A 26,330-nucleotide genomic window follows, 5' to 3' on the forward strand; every position below is an offset into this window, starting at 1 on the left:
ATCCTAACTTGGACATATCGTATTATGAGACTTTTCCCAAAAATGCATATGAGGGGTTGGTTAAATGAGTGCTGTACCTCGCTACAAGGCGAACCAACAAGGTATTTCCATTATTACCTGTACCAATCGCCATAATTATTTAAACAACCTATTTCAAAATTACAGCAGACAAAAACATGCCAATAAAGAACTTATCATTATTATCAATAATAATAAAATTCCACTATCCCCCTACCAAACCTTAGCTAAAAAACACAAAAATATTAAGATATTTCGTAAACCTGAACAGCAATCTCTCGGTTCATGCTTAAACTATGCCGTAACAAAATGCAAATATCATACCATCGCCAAATTTGATGACGACGATTATTATGCCCCTCATTATTTGACGGAAAGTAATCTGACCTTACAAAGAACTAAAGCTGATATCCTTGGAAAACGGGCTCACTATATGTATTTACTAGGTTCAAAGACTTTGATTCTTCGTTTTGCAAATGATGAACACCGGACGGTTACCCATCTCCCTGGCGCTACGCTCGTCTTCAAACGAAAAGTATTCGATCATGTGAAATTTCCTAATAAAAACGTAGGTGAGGATGATCTCTTTTGCAGCAGAAGCAAAAAGAAAGGTTATAAGGTTTATTCTGCGAGTAAAAATAACTTCGTTGCCATACGTAGAAAAAACTCTTCAAAACATACATGGATTATCAGTGATAGTACGTTAATAGCTAACCATAAGATCATCCGGAATATTAAAAACTACAGGAATTTTGTTGGACGCAGTCCAAAGATTCCGTTATGAAGTTAAATGCTGAATCTACTTCATCTGCTGTGTCTATTCTAACTTGTACGAAACGACTTGATTGTATTAAAACCATGTTTGATAACTATCAACGACAGAATTTCAAATCTAAAGAACTTATCGTCATCATAAATAATGATAGCTTGAGAATTGAAGATTATATACATGCTGCAAAAAAACATAAAAACGTACGGATCTATAAACTACCAGAATATCGTTCACTCGGGTTTTGTCTGAATTTTGGTGTGCACTTAGCGAATTATAGTTGTATCGCTAAATTTGATGACGACGATTATTACTCTGCCAACTATTTAACGGATAGTATGAAAATCCTCCATAAAACTAAAGCTGATATCGTTGGAAAACGAGCTCACTATATGTATTTAAATGATAAGAAGCTACTTTTGCTTCGTTATCTTCATATGGAAAATAAACAGGTAACCAATGTTCAGGGTGCCACCCTACTCGTAAAACGAAATGTCTTCCAGCAGATTTCTTTTCCAGATTGGAATAAAGGTGAATGTGTTAAGTTTTGTGCGGATTGCGCTGCACAGGGCTTTAAGATTTATGCAGGAAATAAGTATAACTTCGCTGCGGTTCGTAGAAAAAACTCCAAAGATCACACATGGATCGTTAGTGACAAGAAACTTCTAGCTCAAAATGTTAAAGTTCTAAAGGTAAAAAACTTCAAAAAATACGTAACTCGAGGCTGATTTAATCAAACTCATTCTAGCAGTTGCGACTTAGTAACCCAATAAAAAGACTGGACAGCAATTAGCTAAGCGGCTATTCGCATCCAGTCTTTCATATTTTTAAAAAGTATAATCGAAAAATTTCTCTGCATTCCTTAAGCTAGACCATATATCAGAACTTTCTCCACCTATATACCAATAAGCTACTCCAGCTAGTTTTTTAGTAACCGCTAAGTTGTATTTAGTTATTAATGAACGCCCATCCTCAATCCAAATCGTATGTTTTATAGCTTGTTTCGAGTAGCTCGCGACATATTGTCCCAGAGTAGGATTCCACACAGGTTTCGATGCATAGCTGCTGATGATCTGATTTTGCTCCGGAAGCGTAATATATTCAGAGGATAAAACCGTTCCCTTCTGGTTCAGTGTCCAATCCCGATTATATAAGGGCAATGCCAATATAACTTTTTGACTAGGTACAACTTTTAGGATTGTATTCACAGCCTTTTGATCATAAGAAAGCGAAGCATTGGACCCCGGAACTTGACTCCCGTCATAATGCTCATCATACCCCATCATCACCATGTAATTCACTTGCTTGCCTAGGGCAGCATAGTCAAAAGCTTCTGTCCAATCCGTTCCAAGATCAGGGGATACATCCATCGACAGAATAACATTGAGCGAATGCATTTTCTCGGCCAATAAAGTAATAAACGAAGTCAAATACACACGATCTTCGGCCGCTACATTTTCAAAATCTATATTTAGTCCATCTAATCCATATTTACTCACTAAAGCAGCTAATTGTTTGACTGCCGTATTCCTTGCGGTTGTACTCAACAGCATTTGATGCGTCGCTTCTTGATCCGATCGATTACCAACCATCGCCCAGACTTGCCTTTTATTCTTTTTTGCCCAAGTTACCAGCGAGACATCTGTCGAATCCGTTACTGTCCCTGTTTTTCCAACATAATACCAACGTGGTGAGAGTGTGTTGACGTTCGATTGCAAAACATGATTCTCAAATTGTGACGTCGTGAGACCATACTGCCAGCCTATAACAATACGTTTGTCCGGATCACTTTCCAGCTCTGCCGCCCAGCTTGTATGTTGCAGCACCCGATCCATCAGCACTGCCGTCTCTTGCCTGGTTATCGGGTCCGTGGGTCGAAAATTTCCGCTATTATCGCCCTTCATTAATCCGCGATCATTAACCTTGGCTACAGCAGCACTTGCCCAGCTAGCAATTTGTTGCCGATCTTTAAAATTGGTTTGTGCGGTAGTTGCAGTGTTTGTTTGCTTTAGCGCTTTGGCTATCCACACAGCCGCTTCCTGCCGAGTAACTGCTTTTGCGGGTGCAAAAGTAGTTGCCGAAGTGCCGTTCGCCAGTTCAAGCTGAATTGCTGCCTGTATCCAGCCGTAATACCAAGCGCTTTTGGCTACGTCGGTATAAGGAGATACCGGACTCAACGCTGGATCAAGCTTCAACAGACGATCAAGAACTGTAATAAATTCAGCTCTAGTAATCGATTGAGTAGGTGAAAATTTAGTATTCGAGGTGCCAGTTAATATATTCCGGTTATATAAATCTATGATTTCTTTTTTTGCATAACTAGTGTTTATATCCTCAAAAGGAACCCCGTTATCGGCCGATATATGCTGAATAAATACTCCGGCGTATAGCACGACAGCGAGGGTCATTATAGTAAATCTAGCAAATATATTCTTCACGGGTTAAGAGATTCCCCCTTGGTTATCAATCTTTGAATTATACCAAGGATACAATCCATAAACATCGCTAAAATATTGGTAGAATACGATAGGATCAGCTCTTCGGATTACGCAAAAAGAGACTAAGAACCACACCACACAGCGCCAAGCCCAATGAAACTAGGAACGTGTCGTGGAATCCTGCAACCATAGCCTCTAAAGGTAGCTTCTGATTTCCTTGACTCATTTGAGTAGCTATATTCGAAGTCAATAAGCCCGACATTATAGCGACAGCAAAAGAACCCACAATTTGTTGTGCAGAGGCAGTAAGTGGGGTCACACGGCTGATCAAATCCTTCGGAGCGGCCTTAAGCACATGTGTACCGAGCTGCATAGTAGTTAATCCTTGGCCAAGTCCCATAATGGCAAAATAACTGATCATAACGTATACACTTGTATCATTTTGTAAACGTGACAAGAGAAAGAGTCCGGTGGACAGCAGCACAAGTCCAGAGAACACAACGGGCCGAGCTCCATACTTATCAAATAATTTTCCTCCAATAATCATGCCAGCAAAGGATATTAAAGCTTGAGGAATAACTAAAAGTCCCGATTCAAAGGAAGAAAAACCTCTGACCTGCTGCAAAAAAATTGGAATTAACAGAATCGAACCAAATAAGGCGAACTGATTAATCCAGGTCAAAATCATACCTTTACTAAATTCTAGAGATCGAAAAGAGCGAAGTTCCAATAACGGTTCTTTTTGGCGCAATTCCACGAAAATAAACAAGGCTAAAGCAATGAAGCTGAACGCAAGAGATATAATCGTTATACGATCCCCCCAGCCGTCCACTCCCCCTCTATGCACCCCAAATACCAAGCTGGAGAAAGCGAGTGGTGATAAAATCACACCCCAAATATCCAATTTAGCTTTATTCCCCTTCTCTATTACCGGAAGAAATTTCACTCCAACAATCATTGCAATAATACCAATGGGGACATTAATCAGAAAAATCCAGTGCCAGCTTGCATATTCCAACAGCCATCCTGACAGTACAGGACCAAGAACAGGCGCAATTAACATCGGTAGTCCAAGCAATCCCATGATTGAACCTCTTTTATCGGGAGGTGCGATTTTGAATGACATAGCCATACCAATTGGAGCAATCATCCCTCCGCCTAATCCCTGCAAAATACGAAAGATTATCAGCTCTGTTGTGGATTGTGCCATTGAGCATAATAAAGAACCTATGGTAAACAATACGATCGAAGCTAAAAAAACACGTTTGGCAGTAAACTTATCCGAGAACCATCCGGCCAATGGGATAATTACGGATAAAGCCAGCGTATAACCCGTGATGGCCCACTGTATTGTTTTTAGGCTAGCATCAAAGGTTTTTTCAAGCTGCGGGATCGCTACATTCATAATTGTACTGTCGAGCATAACCAGCAACATTCCTGTTATAAGTGCCAGTATTACGGGAAGTATTGCTTTTATAGAAAATTCTTTGGTGACTGGTTGGGATTGTTCCACTTGTAGATTACTCATGGGTCTATACACATCCTTTTTAATTTTTACTAATAAAATAGCTAACCGCTGCCTCCTTTTTAAAAAATCGCACCGTTAAACTAACAGTGTAAGATTAATATAGCACCCGTTTATTTGCTTGTAAATAAAAATATCTAACAGTGTAAGATAAACCGGTAATCTAACGATGGTAGACCAGCCATCCATCTTCGCTTATGATAAAAGAAGACAGTAACAGGAGGTCGTTTCGATGAGAATCAAAAATCTGCAAATCACTGAACAAGATATAATAAAAGCTTCTTGGGAGCTGTTGGATGATATCGGCATAGAGGCATTTAGTATGCGTAAATTAGCAGAACTATTAAATATACAAGCCGCCTCTCTCTATTGGCATTTTAAGAGTAAACAGAGTATTTTCCAGACACTGGCTAATGAGATCGCCAAAGAAGCCCTCGAAACTGCGAATCTCGAAGGTGATTGGCAAGAACAGCTTTTTCATTTTGCAGATCGAATCCGCGGGGTTTTACATAAGTATCCTTGCTCGGCTCAGCTGATGATGAGAACCTTGCCTTCTGAACCTAATTATCTATCTTTACTGAATACTTTGCTTCAGATCGTGGATCATCTTCCTTTAAGCGATAGTGACAAATTCTCCCTAATTGCTTGCGTGTTAAACTATGTAATCTCTTTCGAATTGGACAAATATGAGCAGGATCGAATTGACTTAGCCATGAAAAATGAACCTACTGGAGGTGCTAGAGAGGTATTTAAACAATCGCTTGAGCACTTATCAGGGGATGGACCTAATGTTATAAAACGAATGTACGAAAACAATATCTTTAATGAAATTGGCTCCGATAAGATGTTCTATACAGGTCTAAAAATAATGGTGAGTGGAATTGAACAGTTAGCTAATGAGCGACAGTAGAGCTTAGGGGATTTTTCACGAAAATAAATCTTGGCACAAAAAAAGGGCATCCCAGCAGCCGATTTCGGCTTTTGGAATGCCCTTTTTTAAAGAGCCCGAAATAAAAGTTCTCCTTTGGACTGAATATATCTATACATCACTCCACATGCCACAAATATCACCACACCAATACCTAACATAACGAGATTACCATTTAGATCGGATAAAAGAAAACTCAAACCAAATGGAATCAGCAAGCTGATAAATCCTATAATCATCGCTACAAGGACCGAAGCACTTTGTTTAATTACTGAGACTTCGTTAGTCCACTCCAGTTTAGGAAGCTTCAAGTTAACGATCACACCTACCATTGCAGTAAGACAAGCGTATAGGACGGGGATTATTAGCAATAACAAGCTCTCCATCCAGCCTGTGCCCAGAGAAATCATTAGAAGCACACTACTAACAATCACAATCGGTACTGTAATGGTGAGATTCACTACGATTTTACTTAATAATATGGTTTTTGTCGGAACGGGGGCGCTTTTTAAAATCCAAATATGGTTACCTTCAAGCGAAATCGAACTCGATGTCGTACAGCTTAATGCAACAAAGAGGGAAACAAATAGTGGCGCCAATCTGCTTAGATAGTTAGAGAGTTCAGGTATCTCAATAATTTGTCCTAATTGCTCTGAGCTAACAAACAGTAAGGTAATCGCCATGACAAGTAACATAACCATACCGATACTCGTATTTAGCACATATATAGAAGAACTGAAATAGCGGCGCAGCTCTTTTTTATACAATGTGTAAAGCGGTGAAGAGACTGCAAGTGACCTCATTTGATACTTATTCTTTGAGTAAGAAGTCGTAAGGCCTGTGTGTATTGCTTTATATTTGCTGCCAAGAATAAGGGTAAACAACATAAAAGAAAGTAACGAAATCCCTATAAATAATAGTAAAGGAGCTACCTGATACGAGCAGACAGCATCTACATACATAACCGTCAAAGGATATAAGTTGAAGATTTGATCGGCAATTTGTGTGCTCATATCCGCAAGTAACTGCGGGTCATTCCCATTCATTTGGCCTGAACCCAAAATAATAACAATGATTACGGCAAAAGTCAGAATGAGACTTATTAAACGACTTCCTTTAAAACGTGAGGAAATCCAACTAATCAATGCCCCTATAATTGTTGCAGCAATGATCGGCACTAATGGGATAAATAGCAGCGTTATCATGAAAAATAAATAATATACTACTGCCGGATTTACCTTTATAGCATAAACTACACCTGCTGGCACCATCACCATCAATGAGAACAGTATATTCAGCACATAGAGCTGAACTACACGGCTTGCTACGATATGGCTCGTTTTGATAGGCAACGACATTACGAGATCGTAATCTTTGGAGCCAAATAATACCCCACTCGCCTTATAGATCGTTGTAAAAAATCCAATCAAGCAAGTAACAGCCATCATAATCGCAAGCAGCAGCTCTGGCCTGCCTATCTGTTCAAGGGTCTCTGCTATCATGAAGCTATATCCAAACGAAACTACTGCCATCATGACAATCCCTATTAAGATACCGATGCTCAGCAAAAGCATTTTTCGTCTTTCTTTCATATTCCTTGTATGCAAAGCTTTATTTAACCCAAACGATGAGATCAGCTGAATTTTCGTCAATCGCCAGATATTAATCATGTTTAATCAACTCCAAAAACACATCTTCAAGGCTGCTGTCACCCTTCACCTCTTCTGTTTTCCCATGAGTGATCAATTCACCCGCTTTGATAATGGCAATCTTATTGCAGAGCTTCTCGGCCACATCCAGTACATGCGTCGAAAAAAAGATCGCACTGCCTTGGCTGCAAATCTCCGCCATGATTCTCTTGAGCGTGTGTGCCGCTTTTGGATCAAGTCCCACAAAGGGTTCATCCAGAACGAGCAGCTTCGGTTTATGAATAAGCGCGGAGATAATCGCGAGTTTCTGTTTCATACCATGAGAATATGCGGAGATTAAATCCCCCAGATTAGAGGTAATCTCAAATTCATCGCTATACTTCTTTATCAATAACTCCCGATCCGCTTTCGATACACTAAAAAGATCACCAATAAAATTCAAGTACTGAATGCCCGTCAGATGATCGTATAGATCCGGATTATCTGGAATATATGCAGTAATCGCTTTGCAGGCTAAGGGATCTTTTTTAATGGAGTACCCACCAATCTCGATATCCCCCTCCTCAAAATCTAAAACTCCGACCACTGCTCGGATAGTTGTTGTTTTCCCCGCACCGTTATGACCGATAAAGCCATAGATGTCACCTTTTTCGACCACCAAATTCAGATCATTTACCGCCTTCTTGCCACCCTTGTAGCTCTTGGTAAAATGTTTGATTGTCAACATCTTGCCACTCCCCTTCCAATCTCATAACACTCTCGACAAGCCATATTTACTATAGTTTCGTCGTCTTCAATATACGTTTCTTATAATACGTTTAGCCCGTCCAGATAGTTCATTCATTCACAAATATTTTTATCGGAAATTCCCACCCTATAGCGCGCGAGGTGAATAGTAACCGGGTCCGTAAGGGTAAGCAATTTACTTTTGAACGCTAAACAGTCGACTTCGTTGGTGCCACGGTGTATAGGACCGAGGCGCCCTTATTTCACAAAATCATGCCTTTTTCCACTCCGTTCGGACTCAGATGCAGCTATTGTGCCATATCCACTGCATTTTGCTGCAAAATCAGCCGAATAAGTGCTATGCAGTCCGTTACTTTGAAATAAGGCGCCAAAAACACTATTTAGCTGCAATACGGTCCGCAAGGGTAAACTAACTACTTTGCTGACGATGTGATAGCTACTTTGGAACGCTAAGCAAACGAATTTCTAAGCATTCTACACTGGAACAGAAGCAATCTACCTTTGGCGATGGCTGCCATTCCTACGTATCGGACCGAGGCGCCCTTATTTCACAAAATCATGCCTTTTTCCACTCCGTTCGGACTCAGATGCAGCTATTGTGCCATTTCTGCTCCTTTTTGCTGCAAAATCAGCCGAATAAGTGCTATGCAGTCCGTTACTTTGAAATAAGGCGCCAAAAACACTATTTAGCTGCAATACGGTCCGCAAGGGTAAACAAACTACTTTGCTGACGATGTGATAGCTACTTTGGAACGCTAAGCAAATTACTTTGGGGACGGTGAGATAACTAACTTTGGAACGCTATCCAAACTACTTTGGGGACGCTGAGTTAGCTCCTTTGGAACGTTAAGCAAATTACTTTGGAGACGCTAAGCTAACTACTTTGGAACGCTAGGCAATCGAATTTCTAAGCATTCTACTCCGGAACAGAAGCAATCTACCTTTGGCGATGGCTGCCATTGCAACGTATTGGACCGAGGCGCCCTTATTTCGCAAAATCCCACCCTTTTCCACTCCGTTCGGACTCAGATGCAGCTATTGTGCCATATCCGCTCCTTTTTGCTGCAAAATCAGCCGAATAAGTGCTATGCAGTCCGTTACTTTGGGGAACGGCGCCAAAAACACTATTTAGCTGCAATACGGTCCGCAACAGTAAGGTAAGGTAAGGTAAGGTAAGGTAAGGTAAGGTAAGGTAAGGTAAGGTAAGGTAAGGTAAGGTAAGGTAAGCTAAGCTAAGCTTAGCCAAACTAACTATCCACCCGACAAAAAGAGCATTCACCCCCAAATTCGGGATTGAATGCTCTTTTTTCTAAATGCAAAGTCTACGCTGATGCGAACTGACTGTTATATAATCTGGCGTAATATCCACCGCTGGCTAGGAGTTGGTCATGCGTACCACTCTCCACAATGTCTCCGTCCTTCATGAAAAGAATGAGATCCGATTCTCGAATCGTTGACAAACGGTGGGCAATTACAAAGCTGGTCCGGCCTGCGATCATTTTTAGAAAAGCCTTCTGAATCCGTACCTCAGTCAGCGTATCAATACTGCTGGTGGCTTCATCCAAAATGAGCATAGGTGGATCTACGAGCATCACTCGTGCTATGGTTAGCAGCTGCTTTTGTCCTTGCGACAAATTATCTCCTGAGCCACTGATCTTCGTATCATATCCCTCAGGCAGGCGTTTAATGAAGCTATGAGCATTAGCAGCCTTTGCAGCAGCGATGACCTCTTCTTCGGTAGCCTCAGGTTTGCCGTAGGCAATATTTTCTCTAATTGTGCCGCCAAACAGCCAAGTGTCCTGCAACACCATCCCGAAATTACGCCGCAGACTGTCCCGGGTAATCGTCTTGATATCCACGCCGTCAATCTTGATGGAACCCCTATCCACATCATAAAAACGCATAAGCAGATTAACCAGTGTCGTCTTCCCCGCTCCCGTCTGCCCTACAATTGCAACCCGGGTACCTGGTTTCACTTCCAGACTGAAATCATTAATCAGAGGACGTTCAGGATTATAAGCAAAGGATACTTTTTCAAAAGTAATCGTTCCTTGACTTGTATTCATAATTTTGGCGTCTGTTGCATCAGCTGGTTCTGGCGATAGGTCTAGAATGGCGAAAATTCGCTGCGCTGATGCTGTTGCCGATTGAAGCTGCGTAATCACACCTGTAATTTCATTAAACGGCTTAGCAAACAAGTTGGAGAAGATCAAAAAGCTGGACAAATCCCCTACCGTCACAAACCCGCGAATCACCATAACACTTCCGATCATCGCGATAACAGAGAAGGTAATATTATTTACTAACCGTGTTGTCGGATTGGACAAGGAACCGTAAAATTGTGATTTCACGCCAGTCTGGTACAAAGTCTCGTTTCGTTCTTCAAACTGGGTCAGTGCACGGTCTTCATAATGATAAGCTGTGACCACTTTTTGTCCGCCAATCATTTCCTCCACATATCCGTTGAGACCGCCCAGAATTTTAGCCTGCTCCTTAAACATCTTCTGGGAGCGCATCGTAATAAATCTTGCCACAAAAAATGTAACGGGTGCTGACAGAAGAACAACTAAGGTCATTAAAGGACTAATGTACAACATGAGTGCAATTGCCCCCACGATGGTGATGATCCCCGTGAGCAGTGTTGAGAAGCCTTGCAGCAGTCCATCAGAGACCGCATCCATATCATTAACAAACCGGCTGATGCTGTCCCCTTGCGGGTGGTTATCATGAAATTTCAACGGCAAAACATTTAATTTATCAAAAAGCTCCCGCCGTAAGTCATATACAGTCCGGTAAGCAATTCGATTAGTCAGGTAGGTAAGAAGCCATCCGAAAAAGCTGCCGACAATATACACCCCTGCCAGAATCAAAAGCAGTCTAAGTACGGCGTCAAAATCAACCTCTCCCGGCCCGATCATAAAATCGATGGCGCTGCCGATGAGCAGCGGGCCAATTAGACTGGCAATCACACTGAGTATTGCGCAGATTACTGCACCTATAGCTATTTTTTTATAATGCCCTGTGTATACAATAAGTCTTTTCCAAATGTTATTTTTGTTCATTGGCCCGACTCCTCACTTGATAGCTGGGACAGGCAGATTTCTTTATACTCTTCACAACCCCGCATCAGCTCCTCATGGGTTCCGACACCGGCGATCCGCCCTTCCTCAAATACCATTATTTTATCCGCTTGTCTTACAGTGCTTACCCTCTGCGAGACAAGGAGTACGGTCATTTCCTGGCTGCTCTCTTTAAGAGCCTTTCGAAGTGCCGCATCTGTGGAGAAATCCAGCGCACTGGAGGAGTCATCCAAAATAAGAATCGATGGCTTACCTACTACTGCACGAGCTATGGTTAAGCGCTGCTTTTGTCCACCGGATAAATTTAATCCACCACGAGATACTTGCGTATTCAAGCCTTCGGGTAATTTACGTATAAACTCCTCCGCTTGAGCGATAGAGGCTGCCTGCATGATTTCTTCCTCAGTTGCATCTTCCTTGCCCCAACGTATATTCTCAGCGATTGTTCCTGTAAACAGCACAGCTTTTTGCGGTACAATCCCTATTTTCTCACGAAGCTGGTGCAGCTTGTAATCTCTGACATCCACACCATCCACTTTCACTTCACCTTGCACCACATCATACAAACGAGGGATCAAATTCACAAAAGTAGACTTACCTGAACCCGTACTGCCAATCAGACCCACGGTCTCTCCGCGATTAATTACTAAAGATATATCCTCTAATGCCGATTCACCTGTCGTATTATACCCAAAGGATACGTGATCGAATTGTATAGCAGGGGCAGCATGGTCGGGTTCAGCAATCAATGCATTTCCTTCCTCGGACACGGATACCTTAACACCAAGCACTTCATTCACACGATTCGCTGAGGATGAGGCTTTTGTAAAAATAATAACCAAGTTGGAGACTACTATCAGCGCCAGCAAGATCTGAGTGATGTAATTGATGAAGGCAATGATCTCCCCTTGAGACAATCGGCCCCCATCGATATGAATTCCGCCTACCCACAAAATAGCTATGATCGCCGCATTTACTACAAGTGTAGTCATCGGCCCAAGCAAAGCAGAAATCCGCGAAACCCGGATCGCTGTAGTAGTCAAATCATCGGATGAGGCATCAAAACGTTCTTTTTCTGTACGTCTTTTGGCAAAAGCACGAATCACTCGAATCCCCGATAAATTCTCACTCAGTACGAGCGCAAGGGCATCCAGCTTCTGCTGGTATTTTCGGTACAAAGGAGCACTGCGGGTGATAATAAAATATAAAATAATGCCAAAAACCGGTGTTGCCGCTATTAGAATCAGCGATAATCTAAAATCCAAAATCATGGACATTAGGATAGCCCCGACGCAGATAAACGGTGCACGAATAACTAGACGAATCAGCATGGCCACAGCAATTTGCAGCTGGTTTACGTCATTGGTAATCCGATTAATCAGTGTAGGCGTACCTAAGGTATCCAGTTCAGCATACGACAAGGATGTAATATGTCTAAACATCTTATTGCGTAGTGTCGTACCGAATCCCTGTGAAGCCCGGGCTGCATAGTATTGGCATACCATGGAGCAGCCGAAGCCAAGCAGTGACATCAGAACCATTAGGCCACCCATGCGGTAAACATAGGCGCTGTCATGATTGCCAACCCCGTTGTTGATGATCAATGCGACAATGGTAGGCAAAATCAGCTCCAGAATCGCTTCCATCAGTTTGAAGATCGGTCCAATGATCGCTTCTTTTTTGTACGGCTTTAAATATACTGCAATTTTGAACAAATTTATCCACACCCAACATAAGAAGTATTTAACCACTTGAAATATGTATAAGAACAGTTATGATTATGGCATATCTACTCACATATTAATAATATTGGATTCGTATCGCTCCCATACGATTAGCATATCTCAAGTTCGGAGGATTTTTATATGGATATTAGACAGCTTAAATATTTTATGGCGATAGCTGAGGAAGGACAGATCACATCTGCAGCCAAAAAACTGCAAATGGCCCAGCCTCCGCTGAGCCAGCAGCTAAAGCTCCTGGAGGAAGAACTCGGTGTAAAGCTAGTGGAACGAGGTCCACGCAGCGTGCAGCTCACTGAAGCTGGAGCCATTTTGCGGGACCGTGCCCAACAAATTCTGGAGCTGGCAGATTCCACTGCCCGTGAGCTCACTGATTTTGTTAAAGGTTTAAAAGGAACCCTAGCCATTGGTACAGTTTCTTCCTCTGGAGCTACGTTGCTTCAAGATCGGCTATGTGAATTTCACAAAACCTATAAAGGTGTGAAGTTTGAGATTCATGAAGGAAATACCTTTAGAATCATTGACCTCTTGAATAAAGGCATTGTCGAAGTCGGAATTGTAAGGACACCCTTTAATGGTACAAATTTAGAGTGTCTTTACACACAAGCTGAACCTATGATTGCCGTAATGACACCTGAGTATGACTGGAAAACGGATGAAAACTTTATTGAGATCGGTGAGCTAAAGGATAAGCCGCTTATTATCTACCGCCGTTTTGAGCAGCTTATCCGGGAAACATGTCTTGAGAACGGCTTTGATCCGCTGATTTTCTGCATGAATGATGATGCTAGAACAACACTGCTCTGGGCAAACGCTGGTCTTGGCATCGGAATCATCCCCAAATCCGCTTTCGAATTAACGAGTAACAGTAATTTGATCTATAAAGAAATCAGTAGTGAATCACTACGCACGCGGGTCGCCGCCGTCTGGATTAAGGATAAATACTTGTCATCATTGGCTTCAAAGTTTATTGAGAGTTTCAAGAATGGATAATACCAGATCTATTTATTCACTTGTTGTTGAACGAGCCTATCCTCTTCTTCTTTAATACGGTTAATATCAATTCGTTCAAACAATAATTGTAATTCAGTAACCTGTTGGTAAGGGGGTACTGAGCAAGGCTGCCAATTCGGTAGTTCTAACGACAGGAACCCCCTGATCTTGTCACAAGAGAACGGCAGAAACGGATGTAACAAATTCGCTAGGTTCGCAATAATCTGCACACATGTGTATATTGCAGAATCACAAGAAACCTGATCCTCTTTTATCTGTATCCATGGTTTTTGCAGGTCGAAATACTGGTTTGCCTTGCGCACATAAGAAAAAATATACTCCAGCGCATCTTTTAGATTCCCAGCCTCAATAAGCCGCCCTGATTCGAGATACAAGAGGTCAATGTTGTCATTCCACCCCTTATCCAATTGCCCATTCGGCACTTTCCCTTCATAAAACTTATCTACAAAAGCCAATGAACGATTCACAAAGTTACCAAATGCTCCAAGCAGCTCTCCATTATGGCTATAAATAAACTCTCTCCAGGAAAAATCCGTGTCCCGCTTCTCGGGTCCATTGGCAATTAAGAAATAACGAATAGAATCTGGCTGATACCGCTCTAAAATATCAGGTACCCAGACCGCCCAGTTTCGGCTAGTGGAGAACTTCTGCCCTTCAAGGGTTAAATATTCGCTAGATATAATCCTGTCCGGTAAATGCAGACCTCCAGCTCCTAATAACACAGCCGGCCATATTAAAGTGTGAAAAGGAATATTGTCTTTACCATGCACATAATAAGCAGTAATCTCCCCTTTTTCCTCTAACCAAAAATCCTCCCAGCTTCCTCCGGACTGTGCAGCCCACTGCTTACTGGCTGATAAATAACCACTTACCGCCTCAATCCAAACATAAATCTTTTTATCTTCAAATCCAGCCACAGGAACATCTACACCCCAAGACAAGTCTCTTGTTACCGCGCGGTCCTGCAGCTCTTCTTGTAAATAACGTTTGGTCAGTTTTATAGCGTTATCTCTCCAAAATTGTGCTTCCTCTACATATTCCGTTAATTCAGACTGAAAATTAGATAAGCTAAGATAATAATGTTCTGTCGGCCTTTCTGATGGTGTATTACCACATAATTTGCAGACTCTGTCTAACAAATCGGCAGGATCTAGAATCGTAGAACAATAATCACATTGATCCCCTCGCGCCCGCTGGCCACATACCGGACAAGTCCCTTCCACATATCTGTCTGGCAAAAAGCGCTGATCCACCTCGCAGTAACATTGCGCAATGGTTTTTTTATATAAATGACCATTCTCTAGTAGCTTTGTAAACAACTCTTGCACGACCTTATGATGCTGCGGTTGATCCGTTCGAGTATATAGATCATAACTAAATCCCAGCTGTTTAAAACACTTCAGAAACTCCTCATGATATCTGCTTGCAAAAGCTCCGGGTGTAATCCCTTCATTCGCAGCCTGAACCGCTACGGGTGTGCCATGGCAATCACTGCCTGATACATATAATACGTTATCCCCTTTGGAGCGAAAATATCGTGCCAGCACATCCCCAGGCAACACACTTGATAATCTCCCAAGATGTAAAGATCCATTCGCATACGGCCAAGCACCACCTATAAACACATTACTCATTAACCTTCTCCTCCTTTTTTTGACAACAAAAAAACTCCCATCCACAAAGGACGAGAGTTCTACTCACGTGTTACCACCTAATTTTATAAATGCCTCATGACATTTACCTCTTCAGGTACGACGTTAATTAACGTTTATACCCTAGCACTGTAACGGATGCAGGTTCCGGCGCAGCCTACAACCCATAAGGTTTCGATGCGCAGCTCTGAGACCATATTCCCAAGGGTTTTCTTTACTCCTTTTCAGCGACCGGAGCTCTCTGTTGAAAGAATTGCCGTGGTACTCTTTCTCTTCTTTGCTTTTACATATTCAAGTTAGAGAAAATAATAATCAATTTGTTGTTTATTGTCAATGTGAAAAATCAAGCTCACTGTAACTTTTCCAGTTAATCTCCGTCTTTTATATAAATACGTTACAAGGAGGTCCCTCAGTGAAAAAGGTAAATTTGCTTACACTCTCTGTTCTTTTACTAGCAGGGGTATGGGGTTGCTCCGATAATCAAGTCAATTCTGTACCTAAAAGTGAGCCCTATACTTCCAAAGAAGCCATCAGTAGAGGGGATATTGTTTCTTGGGAAAAAGTGTACAACCTCGATAAATTCGAGCAATTTATAACGAATCTCTCCAGCAAAAAAGCAGACAATATACGCGTTACAAGTTACACAGATGAAGGCGATCCTATATTTAAGGATTTGAAATTTGACGGTAACGTGATTAATTATAGCTATGATACCTCTAATGATGCATTCGGTGGAAGCAACACAGGAGTCAGAACCGATACCTGCTCCGAAGTGACGAGTAAAAAAAGCACACAAGGTGAAATTATCTATTCGATCAGCGGTTGCACAAATAATGACTCTGAAATTGATTACTACCTTTTTCGCACAACAAAATGAAATGCTGAAATAAAAAAGACCACCCAATCATAATACAATTGGATGGTCTCGTTACTTCATATTATTTCATGATTTTGCAAATATCATTGGTGAATTGAACTGGATCACTAACCTGTAGACCTTCGATCAACAGGGCTTGGTTGTACAGTAGGTTCGTGTATAAACCGAGCTTTTCTTTGTCGTTCTCTGCTGCCGCCTTCAAGGACTGGAATACTTCGTGATGGATGTTGATTTCAAGTACCTTATCCGCTTGCACCTCTTGGCCATTCGGCATCGATTTCAGAATTTTCTCCATCTCGATCGTCAGCTCACCTTCTGCAGAGAGACATACCGGATGAGTCTTCAAACGTTTGGAAGCTTTAACATTTTTCACTTTGCCGGACAGGATGTCCTTCATCGCTTCAAAAAGCTCCTTGTTTTCGTTCTCTTCCGCTTCCGTTGGCTTGTCCGCTTCGTCGGCTTCGATCCCCAGATCTCCGCTGGATACGGATTTAAATTCTTTTTCCTTATAAGACTGAATCATCTTGATCGCAAATTCATCAATATCATCAGTGAAGTAGAGAATTTCATACCCTTTATCCGATACAAGCTCGGTTTGCGGGAGCTTTTCGATTCTGTCGATCGACTCTCCGGAAGCATAGTAGATATACTTCTGATCTTCTGGCATTCTTGAGACGTATTCGTCCAGTGTAACCAGCTTCTTCTCCTTGGAGGAGTAGAACATCAGCAAATCTTGAAGGGTGTCTTTGTGCATCCCATAATCGTTATAAACACCAAACTTAAGCTGTCTGCCAAAAGCATTATAGAACTGCTCATATTTCTCTCTTTCATCCTTCAGCAGGCTTTGCAGTTGGCTTTTCACTTTATTCTTAATATTCTTAGCGATCAAAGTCAGCTGACGGTCATGCTGGAGCATCTCTCTGGAAATGTTCAAGGAAAGATCCTCTGAGTCCACCATACCTTTTACAAAACTGAAGTAATCAGGCAGCAGATCCGCACATTTGTTCATGATCAACACACCGTTGGAATAGAGCTCAAGACCTTTTTCATATTCCTTTGTGTAATAGTCAAACGGTGTATTTTCTGGGATGAACAAAATCGCATTGTACACTACAGCACCATCAGCACTGATATGAATATGTTTAAGCGGCTTATCGAAGCCGTAACGTTTCTCTGCATAGAAGTTATCGTAATCTTCTGTAGTCAGCTCGCTTTTGTTCTTGCGCCAGATTGGCACCATGCTGTTTACGGTTTGTTCTTGAACAACTTCTTCGAACTCATTCTCCGTGCCTTCTTTTGGCTTTTGTTCCTTCAAGTCCATTTTGATTGGGAAACGGATGAAGTCGGAGTATTTTTTAATGATGGATTTCAGGCGATATTCTTCCAAATATTCATCATATTGATCTTCTTCAGTATTCTCTTTAATCTTCAAAATCACATCAGTGCCGACAGAATCCTTCTCAACAGTCTCGATGGTATAGCCGTCAGCGCCCTTAGACTCCCATTTAAAGGCCTCGTCGCTGCCTAATGCCTTACTGATCACTATAACGTCATCAGCCACCATAAACGCAGCGTAGAAGCCCACTCCGAACTGTCCGATGATATTGTGGCCATCTTTAGCTTCGTTCTCTTTCTTAAAAGCAAGAGATCCACTCTTCGCGATTGTACCTAAGTTATTCTCCAGCTCCTCTTGTGTCATCCCGATACCTGTATCGGAAATCGTCAAGGTTCTGTTCGCCTTATCGGCGGTCACTTTAATATAATAATCCTCTTTATTGAAGACCAGGCCTTCATCAGCTAAGGCTTTGTAATAGATCTTATCAATCGCATCACTTGCATTGGAAATCAGTTCACGCAGGAAAATTTCCCGTTGAGTATAAATGGAGTTAATCATCATTTCCAGCAATCTTTTCGATTCGGCTTTAAACTCTTTTTTGGCCATGAATAAATAAATCTCCTTTCAAAATAACCTTATTATTCATCATTCCGTGATTAGCACTCTTCTTAGATGAGTGCTAATTCTTCTTTTTATATAACATAAACTGATTTTCAATGTCAAATTTTTTGGCTACTTTCATATGAAAATATAACCATTTACAATTCCCTTGCAATCCTATTGATTGTATGATTTAAATAGATTAGATACATAATTTCCAAATAAAGGTTTATACATTTCGGATTTGGGAGGTCTTTAAATGAATGAACAAGCAATGTCCGCTTTAAATTCCACAATAAAAAGCCCCGTAAAGAACTTAATTGGCAGTGTATTCATTCCCGTACATGATATTGAAAAATCCCGTCGCTGGTATTGCCAAGTCCTGGGGCTTCCAGAGACAGATTGTAAGATCATGAACGGTCATTTATGCCCGCTGCCTATGCAGGGAAACACTGGAATCATCCTGGATACCATGCCGTTGTTGTGGGGCGGCTTAGAACCTGAAGGAACACCGCCCATTACAACACCAGCTTTTTTGTTACTGACCGATGATTTGCAAGCCTCTTTCAATTATGTGAAGGCTCTCGGTGTAGAGCTAGTAACTGAAATTCAAGATGAGCATTGGTTTGTTGTGAAAGATCCTGATGGGAATAAATTAATGATTTGCAAGCAACATTTGGATTAAAAATTGCAGCGGTTGTGATTTCCACTTCTTAGGGTGCATCAGAAGCTGCAGATCAAAGTGAATTTCGGGATGAATAAAGGACAGCTCCGCCAAGCTTCCTCGTTCAATTTCTTCCTCTGCCACGATTTTTGGTAACAAAGCAATTCCAAGGCCATTCATTACACAACGTTTGATGGCCTCCAGATTCGAAAGCTCAAAACCTATGCGGAATATGATCCCGTGCTCTTTTAACAAATTCTCGAACAGACTGCGGTAAATACAGCTTTCCTCCGAGACTATTAGTTCACAGTTATTCAAATCGTGTAGGGTTACCGTATCCATCTGGGCAAGCGGATGATGAATGGGGGCTATCAATACAAGCGGCTCATCTCTGACGATCGTACGCTCAAGGATGGAATCCGCAGTGGTGCGATCCAACATTAAGCCTAGATCTACTTCGCCATCTTTTATTTTGGCAAGAAGATTAGCTTCCTGCATCGTTTGCAGATGAATATCCAGCTTCGGAAATTTAGTCCTTAGCTGCTGCAGGTAAGGAGGTAAATAAAAGGCCGCTAAAGAATCTATCGTCCCAATAGTTATCGTTCCTCCGATTTGCTGGGCGATGGTTTCTTTTGAACGATCATACAAATCCAAAATCTCCACGAACAGCTTCAATAACTCTTCTCCTGGCGGGGTAAGCCGCAGCTGACGGCCATGCCTCTCTATTAAAGGTACTCCATATTCCTTCTCTATCTTCTGTATCTGCATCGTCACACTTGATTGTGCATATCCCAATTCTTCAGCAGCTCGCGTAAAGCTCTGACGTTTAGCCACCTCGCGGAAGGTTCGTAAATAGGTTAAATCCATTACCTCACCCTAACATCAATATTTTTGATGATCCATATCATTTATTATAGCTAACGACGATGCTACTTTCCATGGTAAAGTGTATGTAGAGGAATTAAAATATTTTGGAGGCCGATAATTTATGCTTACAGAACAACAGATTTATGGAGTTTATGTCCCCGTGGTCACCCCGTTCAATGCTGCTGGTGAAGTTGATTTGGATTCGTATCAGCGTTATGTAAAGAACATTATTAACAACAGCATACAAGGTCTGGTCGTTAATGGAACCACCGGAGAATCGCCCACTGTAACCGTAAATGAAATGCAGCTTCTAGTAAACACTTCCCGTGAGCTTCTACAATCCACATCAATCCCCTTAGTAGTTGGTACAGGTACCAATGATACAGCCTCTACGGTTGCACGCACGGAAATTGCTGCAAACCTTGGTGCTGATTGTGCACTAGTAGTCGTACCTTATTATAGTCGTCCTTCACAAGAGGGTATCATTGCCCATTTCCGCAAAGCTGCAGAAGTAGGCATACCAATCATGGCTTATGATATTCCAAGTCGTACAGGTACCGCCATGACGGTAGATACTGCACGTACAATCCTAGAAATGAATAATGTTGTCGGTTTAAAAGACTGCTCAGGCAGTACAAAAATGGTTACAGAGTTAGTCCGTACAGGTGCCAAACCTGTGCTTGGCGGCGATGATTCCCTCTTTTATGAAATGCTTAGCTGCGGAGCAGCTGGGGGTATGCTCGCTACTGCCAACGTTTATCCGGCAGAATGCCTTCGTATCTTTGAAGCCTTTACATCTGGTCAAGTGGACTTCGCTAAAGAAAGCTTTGAACAACTACTGCCGATCATCCGCCTATTGTTCAAGGAATCGAATCCCGCTCCAATTAAATGGATGCTTAACCAAAACGGCCTACTATCCTCGGATACGCTTCGCCTCCCTATGACTTCCATCAGCACAGGACTTCAGCAAGAACTGAGCCCCTATGTTCAGGACAATACAATTGAAGCAACCGCATAAATGAAATAACAACAGCCGTTGTACAGTGAGGAACTGTTTAGCGGCTGTTTTTTGTTGTAAATCATCAGGACATAAAACATAAAAAACTGCACCTCCAAATGTTAGTTGTGTCTAACAATTGGGGTGCAGTTCAATTTACTCTGACGGTTTTTTATAATGCTATAGAAAACGATACGCATTCAAACTTACTTATCTGCTGCTCGTTTTTTGTCTTCCTTTTGTGAACCACTCGGACTTTGGCTTCAATGGAGGGTTAGACTTAGGTTTTGCTTTAGCTGGTTTGGATGCCGCTGATTTTGTTGCTGCCGGTTTTGTTGCCGCAGGTTTAGCAGTTGCTGGTTTAGAGTTCGACGGTCTGGAAGACGATGGTCTCGAAGCTGCTGCTTTCGAACCTGACGGTTTCGCAGAACGATCTGTCTTCATTTGCGTTTTACGAGACATCGGATAAGGATGATCCTTAACTTCCGGAATCGATTTTCCAATCAATTTTTCAATATCTTTAAGGAAAGGAAGCTCTTCAGCTTCGCAAAAAGAAATTGCCGTTCCGCTCAATCCCGCTCTGCCTGTACGACCGATCCGGTGCACATAGGTTTCCGGAATGTTCGGTAAATTGAAGTTGATTACGTGAGACAGCTCATCAATATCAATTCCCCGGGCAGCTATATCCGTAGCTACGAGAACACGAGTCGCACCGCTTTTAAAATTCCGCAAGGCGTTCTGGCGATCATTTTGTGATTTATTGCCGTGTATGGCTTGAGCAGAAATGTTCACTTTAGCCAGATCGCGGGTAACACGGTCTGCACCACGTTTGGTACGAGTAAACACCAAAGCTGAGACGATGGATTTATCTTGTAACAGTAGGTTCAATTGGTTTTGCTTATTACCGTTCTCTAATAAATAGATCGATTGATTGATTCTATCCGCAGTAGATGACACGGGTGTGATCTCTACCTTCACTGGATTCACAAGCAATGTTTTGATCAATTTGGAGATTTCAGTTGGCATCGTTGCCGAGAAAAACAGAGTTTGCTTCTTCGTAGGCATTTTGGCGATGATTCGTTTCACATCATGGATAAAGCCCATATCCAGCATCCGGTCAGCTTCATCTAGAACTAAAATTTGTACATATTGCAGATCTACACGTTTCTGATTGATCAGGTCGATAAGTCTGCCAGGGGTAGCAATAAGAATATCGGCACCTTGATTCAGTGCGCGCTCTTGCACTTTCTGTGACACACCGCCAACAATGGCAGCAGAGCGGATATCTGTATATTGGCTATACGCTTTTATGTTATCAGCAATTTGAATCGCTAGTTCTCTTGTCGGTGTTAAAATCAACGAGCGAATGCGTCGCACATTATTGGATTTGTTTGGGTTGGATTGTTCGCTTAACAATTGAATAATAGGCACGGAAAATGCAGCTGTTTTTCCTGTTCCCGTTTGCGCGCATCCAAGTAAATCTCTACCCGCTAATACAGCTGGAATCGACTGCTCCTGTATTGGTGTAGGTGATGTATAGTTTTCTTTGCTTAAAGCCTTCAAAATTGCAGGCACAATATTCAGTTCATTAAATGTCATTGGGTCTCCTTAATTTCTAATACATATATTCTTAACAATAAATCCTTTTGTCACGTCATAAACCATAATCATAACACAATAAGTTACATAATAATAGATTTTCTTTATCATCACACCAATTTTCATTAAAAATCCATTTCAGGATACTATTCGTTCTGCTCTTACAGAAATATTTTGCTAACCGTAAAATACTCCTCCTCAATTTATCCTGGGGCGTATCTTTTGTTGATCCTGTTGATCCTGTTGATCCTGTTGAGCAATCGGACTCAGACGCCCTTATTTTGAGGATTCATGGTTTTTGGCGATGCTATCGGACTCAGATGCAGTTATTCACACCTTCGAAGCCCAGTTCAGTACAAATATAAGGCAATAAGAGCTATGCGGTCCGATACCTTGGCAAAATAGATCAAAATGCTGAAATAGCTGCGATACAGTCCGATATGTACAAGCGGTCGGGTAAACCACGCAAACTTTACAGCACGCGGATCAGACACACAATCCTTACAGCACGCAGATCAGACACACAATCCTTACAGCACGCGGATCAGACACGCAATCCTTACAGCACGCGGATCAGACACGCAATCCTTACAGCACGCGGATCAGACACGCACAAAAAAGCGGAGGATTTCTCCCCCGCTTCTTATCTTTGCTATAACTATGATGACTATTCTACGATTTCAGCAGTATCGCCGTTGTTGGCACCTGCAGCGTTAGCTTCGTCAGTGTCAATATGCATATCCAGTTTAAAGCTGTCTGATACGCGTGCAATTACGTTCTCCAATACGAGACCACGATCGCCTCCGAGACGAACTTTAAGCAATTGCTTATCAGCAATGCCCCAAGCTTCAGCTTCAGAAGTATGGAAGTGAATGTGACGAGCGGCGATGATAACGCCTTGTTCCAATTCTACTTCGCCAGCAGGTCCTTTAAGCGTAATGCCAGGTGTTCCATCAATATTTCCAGATTCGCGAACTGGAGCTTTCACGCCAAGTGCGAAGGAGTCAGTACGGGAAATTTCTAATTGGGAAGCCGGACGAGCAGGTCCCAAAATTCTTACTTTGTCAAATTTACCTTTGCTGCCGATAACTGCTACTTGCTCATTTGCTGCAAACTGTCCTGGTTGAGAGAGGGGTTTGAACTCCGTTAGTTGATATCCTGGGCCAAACAAAGCCTCCACATGCTCTTGCGTAAGGTGAATATGTCTAGCCGACACACCTACGGGTACAGTCTTACTCATAGTAAAGTCACTCCTTGTATTTTCTCTAGTATCTGTACAAGCCATTAACCATTATACATCTTCTTAACCAAAAATAAAAAGCCCCACATCATAACGAGGGCCTTTTTTTCGACAATTCATACTTTTAGAACAGGATTGTCATGATTTAGACACCTGTGAAGGTAAGTTTGTACGCAAGTAGGAGACCGCATTCTCATATAACCAACCTTTAACGGAAGCTTCTGGATAGTAACGAAGCAGGTGCTCGGCAAGCTCAGGGTATTTTCCCGGATGTTCCATATTCTCTACCCAAGTGTCAATGCCGTCAAAGTCCGAACCAAACATCATATGTTTCTCCCCACCCAGACTACATACATGATCAATATGCTTAAACAAATCATCTATACGAGCTTTTCCATCATCACATACAAACCACGGATAAAAGGTCAGGCCCATTCTTCCGTCCATTGCAATTAATGCTTTAATCTGTTCATCATTTAAATTTCTAACATGCCCGCAGATCTTTGCGGCGTTCGAATGGGAAGCTATAAACGGACGTGTGCTTAAGTCGGCTAGCTCCCAAAAACCTGCTTGAGACAAATGTGACACATCAAGCAGCATTCCACTGTCGTTGCACCATTCGATCAGCTTTCGCCCTTTTTCCGTAAATCCGCCGTTTCGCTGCTCCAATACTCCGTCCGCTGCCCAATTGGCATAATTCCAAGTGATCCCCAAAAACCGCACGCCAAGCTCAAAGCAGAGCTGTGCATAAAATAGGTTCCCTTCTAGACCGTCTACACCCTCCAGAGAGAGCATTCCCCATGGAGGTGCTCCAACTGCTCGTTTACATACCTCCTCCTTCCAACGCAGCCACTGAAGGCTCTCTGCGCCTAATATTTTTTGCCGGAACAAATCAATTTGTCCTAAAACATTCTCAAAGCTAGGTCTGCCTCTCCTTGCCGAAAGGTATATCGCAAAAATCTGCAATTCTACACCGCCCGCTACCAACCGCTCTCCGGTAACATCCAACCGGGGATCATTCTTAAAATCCATATCCGGTGATGCTTGCATTTTACTCAGCACATCACAATGAAAATCCGCAACCTGTAGCTTATCGGTTCTCATCCCAAGCCCTCGCTTTCATGCAGCCCTATTCCAGATTCTATGCTTAAAAACGCCAGACTATATACCAAAAGCAAAAAACCTGTTTACATAAGTAAACAGGTTCATCCGTTCTATGCTTCTATTATCTGGGTTCTACAATCAATTTAATCGCGGTTCGATCCTCTCCATCAATCACAATGTCTGTAAATGCCGGAATGCAGATCAAATCTACTCCGCTTGGTGCAACAAATCCCCGGGCAATGGCAACTGCTTTGACTGCTTGATTCAGTGCTCCAGCTCCAATAGCTTGTAATTCGGCCGATCCACGTTCACGAAGAACACCTGCTAAAGCGCCGGCGACGGAATTTGGATTGGATTTAGCTGATACTTTTAATACATCCATAGTAAGTACCTCCCCTGGGAAAATAATGGTGTTCTTCCACTACTTTAGATGTTATTCGCGAGAGAAGAAATAATTCCTTCTTTTTGCGGACTACTCTGGAGAAAATGGTACAATAGATACTCTTTTTCGATATAATAAATATCACACTTTACCCTTATTCGGCGAAATTACCCAGAAAATCACTTATCTTATCCTACTACTAGCTCATTACCCATTCATCTTCACGTAGCCGTATTTTCTCCAGACGGGTAGCCGCGCCAGTATTCTCGTCTAATTCTGCAAATAAACCGTGAAGCTGCCATTTGCCTTCATCAACAACAAATCGTGCTGGAAGCTGTGTAGTGAACTTATAAAGTACTGCATCTCTTTCCATACCCAGAATCCCTTCGCTTGAACCAACCATACCCGCATCGGTCAAGTAAGCCGTTCCACCTGGCAAAATCACATCATCATTCGTCTGCACGTGAGTGTGGGTCCCAACTACAATTGATGCGCGACCATCCATGAAATAGCCCATGGCGATTTTTTCAGAGGTAACCTCTGCATGGAAATCAACGAGAATGCATTTATGATCTCTACGTAGCTCTTCCACAATTTCTTCACCCACACGGAAAGGGCAATCAATCGCAGGCAAAAATGTACGGCCTTGCAGGTTAACTATAGCCAGCTCTTTCCCGTTACCTTTAACAACCGTATATCCTCTTCCTGGTGTTCCTGGAGGAAAATTAGCAGGACGGATAATCCGGGCCTCATCGTCGATAAACTCGAAGATATCCTTGTTGTCCCATGTGTGATTACCCATGGTGATTCCGTGAACGCCCCAGTTAAAAAATTCATTTGCGATCGCTTTAGTAATCCCTCTACCGGCAGCAGAATTTTCACCGTTAACTATGATTATATGTGGTTGATATTTGCTTTTTAATGAGGGCAACATCTCCCGAAGTGCCTTCCTACCTACACTACCTACGATATCTCCAATGAATAGTACTTTAATGTTTCTCTCCTCCTAATCTTAACCTCTTCATCTAACGGATAAGTCTTCATATTTAAAAGAAAAAAGGCCCCGCTTAGGGGCCAATTTTCATCAAATATAAGAAAGTAT

General features: G+C 42.1%; 22 protein-coding genes and 1 other annotated feature. Of the genes, 7 read left to right on the top strand and 15 right to left on the bottom strand.

What is annotated here, in order from left to right:
• Positions 1–64: 64 nt before the first annotated feature.
• Positions 65–802, top strand: coding sequence for a glycosyltransferase (locus tag NSQ66_RS17845; protein ID WP_076141876.1), 738 nt, complete (start codon positions 65–67; stop codon positions 800–802).
• Positions 799–1,515 (top strand): glycosyltransferase family A protein, encoded by a 717-nt coding sequence (locus NSQ66_RS17850; protein WP_076141875.1) that lies wholly within the window; start codon positions 799–801, stop codon positions 1,513–1,515. Before NSQ66_RS17845 ends, NSQ66_RS17850 begins: the two co-directional genes overlap by 4 nt.
• A gap of 99 nt (positions 1,516–1,614) precedes the next feature.
• Here NSQ66_RS17850 and NSQ66_RS17855 read toward each other — a convergent pair whose 3' ends face one another.
• The gene (locus tag NSQ66_RS17855) at positions 1,615–3,225 is read right to left on the bottom strand and encodes an S-layer homology domain-containing protein (RefSeq protein WP_081390157.1); all 1,611 of its coding nucleotides are present in this window, start codon (positions 3,223–3,225) and stop codon (positions 1,615–1,617) included.
• Positions 3,226–3,319: 94 nt separating this feature from the next.
• The gene (locus tag NSQ66_RS17860) at positions 3,320–4,753 is read right to left on the bottom strand and encodes an MDR family MFS transporter (RefSeq protein ID WP_076141874.1); all 1,434 of its coding nucleotides are present in this window, start codon (positions 4,751–4,753) and stop codon (positions 3,320–3,322) included.
• Positions 4,754–4,982: 229 nt separating this feature from the next.
• Between NSQ66_RS17860 and NSQ66_RS17865 the strand changes: the two genes are divergently transcribed.
• Positions 4,983–5,660, top strand: coding sequence for a TetR/AcrR family transcriptional regulator (locus tag NSQ66_RS17865; protein ID WP_076141873.1), 678 nt, complete (start codon positions 4,983–4,985; stop codon positions 5,658–5,660).
• An 86-nt stretch (positions 5,661–5,746) separates the two neighbouring features.
• On the opposite strand, the gene NSQ66_RS17870 is transcribed toward NSQ66_RS17865, so the two are convergent.
• The 5 genes from NSQ66_RS17870 to NSQ66_RS17890 form a co-directional block, all read right to left on the bottom strand.
• On the bottom strand, positions 5,747–7,348 hold the full coding sequence (locus NSQ66_RS17870; protein ID WP_038571874.1) for a hypothetical protein: 1,602 nt from the start codon (positions 7,346–7,348) through the stop codon (positions 5,747–5,749).
• Entirely contained in the window at positions 7,341–8,054 is a 714-nt protein-coding gene (locus NSQ66_RS17875) for an ABC transporter ATP-binding protein (RefSeq protein ID WP_036688363.1), read from the bottom strand. The genes NSQ66_RS17870 and NSQ66_RS17875 overlap by 8 nt, the downstream gene beginning before the upstream one ends.
• A 1,005-nt stretch (positions 8,055–9,059) precedes the next feature.
• Positions 9,060–9,320: a hypothetical protein gene (locus NSQ66_RS17880; RefSeq protein ID WP_339279329.1), complete on the bottom strand. Its 261-nt coding sequence runs from the start codon at positions 9,318–9,320 to the stop codon at positions 9,060–9,062.
• 76 nt (positions 9,321–9,396) lie between these two features.
• The gene (locus tag NSQ66_RS17885) at positions 9,397–11,136 is read right to left on the bottom strand and encodes an ABC transporter ATP-binding protein (RefSeq protein ID WP_076106319.1); all 1,740 of its coding nucleotides are present in this window, start codon (positions 11,134–11,136) and stop codon (positions 9,397–9,399) included.
• On the bottom strand, positions 11,133–12,869 hold the full coding sequence (locus NSQ66_RS17890; RefSeq protein WP_076100411.1) for an ABC transporter ATP-binding protein: 1,737 nt from the start codon (positions 12,867–12,869) through the stop codon (positions 11,133–11,135). Before NSQ66_RS17890 ends, NSQ66_RS17885 begins: the two co-directional genes overlap by 4 nt.
• A 150-nt stretch (positions 12,870–13,019) precedes the next feature.
• Here NSQ66_RS17890 and NSQ66_RS17895 point away from each other — a divergent pair, with 150 nt between their 5' ends.
• The gene (locus tag NSQ66_RS17895; protein ID WP_036688370.1) at positions 13,020–13,889 is read left to right on the top strand and encodes a LysR family transcriptional regulator; all 870 of its coding nucleotides are present in this window, start codon (positions 13,020–13,022) and stop codon (positions 13,887–13,889) included.
• An 8-nt stretch (positions 13,890–13,897) separates the two neighbouring features.
• On the opposite strand, the gene metG is transcribed toward NSQ66_RS17895, so the two are convergent.
• Positions 13,898–15,544, bottom strand: a complete 1,647-nt coding sequence (gene metG / locus NSQ66_RS17900) for a methionine--tRNA ligase (protein ID WP_036688372.1) — start codon at positions 15,542–15,544, stop codon at positions 13,898–13,900.
• A 43-nt stretch (positions 15,545–15,587) separates the two neighbouring features.
• Positions 15,588–15,849, bottom strand: a binding site (T-box leader).
• A 125-nt stretch (positions 15,850–15,974) separates the two neighbouring features.
• Between metG and NSQ66_RS17905 the strand changes: the two genes are divergently transcribed.
• Entirely contained in the window at positions 15,975–16,439 is a 465-nt protein-coding gene (locus tag NSQ66_RS17905) for a DUF4362 domain-containing protein (protein ID WP_051491574.1), read from the top strand.
• A 61-nt stretch (positions 16,440–16,500) separates the two neighbouring features.
• Here NSQ66_RS17905 and htpG read toward each other — a convergent pair whose 3' ends face one another.
• Positions 16,501–18,381: a molecular chaperone HtpG gene (gene htpG / locus NSQ66_RS17910; protein ID WP_038571886.1), complete on the bottom strand. Its 1,881-nt coding sequence runs from the start codon at positions 18,379–18,381 to the stop codon at positions 16,501–16,503.
• A 253-nt stretch (positions 18,382–18,634) separates the two neighbouring features.
• On the opposite strand from htpG, the gene NSQ66_RS17915 reads away from it, so the two are divergent.
• The gene (locus NSQ66_RS17915; protein ID WP_076140986.1) at positions 18,635–19,060 is read left to right on the top strand and encodes a VOC family protein; all 426 of its coding nucleotides are present in this window, start codon (positions 18,635–18,637) and stop codon (positions 19,058–19,060) included.
• Here the strand turns inward: NSQ66_RS17915 and NSQ66_RS17920 are convergent.
• The gene (locus NSQ66_RS17920) at positions 19,031–19,906 is read right to left on the bottom strand and encodes a LysR family transcriptional regulator (protein WP_076136445.1); all 876 of its coding nucleotides are present in this window, start codon (positions 19,904–19,906) and stop codon (positions 19,031–19,033) included. The two genes, NSQ66_RS17915 and NSQ66_RS17920, sit on opposite strands and share 30 nt — an antisense overlap.
• A 121-nt stretch (positions 19,907–20,027) precedes the next feature.
• Between NSQ66_RS17920 and dapA the strand changes: the two genes are divergently transcribed.
• Positions 20,028–20,924: a 4-hydroxy-tetrahydrodipicolinate synthase gene (gene dapA, locus NSQ66_RS17925; RefSeq protein WP_036688378.1), complete on the top strand. Its 897-nt coding sequence runs from the start codon at positions 20,028–20,030 to the stop codon at positions 20,922–20,924.
• A 189-nt stretch (positions 20,925–21,113) separates the two neighbouring features.
• Here dapA and NSQ66_RS17930 read toward each other — a convergent pair whose 3' ends face one another.
• The 5 genes from NSQ66_RS17930 to NSQ66_RS17950 all read right to left on the bottom strand — a co-directional run bounded on the left by NSQ66_RS17930 (position 21,114) and on the right by NSQ66_RS17950 (position 26,222).
• A complete protein-coding gene (locus NSQ66_RS17930) occupies positions 21,114–22,502 on the bottom strand; it encodes a DEAD/DEAH box helicase (protein WP_036688380.1) in 1,389 nt (462 codons plus the stop codon).
• 667 nt (positions 22,503–23,169) lie between these two features.
• Positions 23,170–23,742 carry a phosphate propanoyltransferase gene (locus NSQ66_RS17935; RefSeq protein WP_036688383.1) on the bottom strand — a complete coding sequence of 191 codons (573 nt, stop codon included), beginning with the start codon at positions 23,740–23,742 and terminating at the stop codon, positions 23,170–23,172.
• Positions 23,743–23,880: 138 nt separating this feature from the next.
• Positions 23,881–24,846: a dipeptidase gene (locus tag NSQ66_RS17940; RefSeq protein WP_076140987.1), complete on the bottom strand. Its 966-nt coding sequence runs from the start codon at positions 24,844–24,846 to the stop codon at positions 23,881–23,883.
• A gap of 121 nt (positions 24,847–24,967) precedes the next feature.
• Positions 24,968–25,228, bottom strand: a complete 261-nt coding sequence (locus NSQ66_RS17945; protein WP_019910496.1) for a stage V sporulation protein S — start codon at positions 25,226–25,228, stop codon at positions 24,968–24,970.
• Between the two features lie 199 nt (positions 25,229–25,427).
• Positions 25,428–26,222: a TIGR00282 family metallophosphoesterase gene (locus NSQ66_RS17950; RefSeq protein ID WP_076100408.1), complete on the bottom strand. Its 795-nt coding sequence runs from the start codon at positions 26,220–26,222 to the stop codon at positions 25,428–25,430.
• Positions 26,223–26,330: the final 108 nt, after the last annotated feature.

This window comes from Paenibacillus sp. FSL H3-0329, from assembly GCF_037963285.1.
GTDB classification, from domain to species: Bacteria; Bacillota; Bacilli; order Paenibacillales; family Paenibacillaceae; genus Paenibacillus_AQ; species Paenibacillus_AQ odorifer.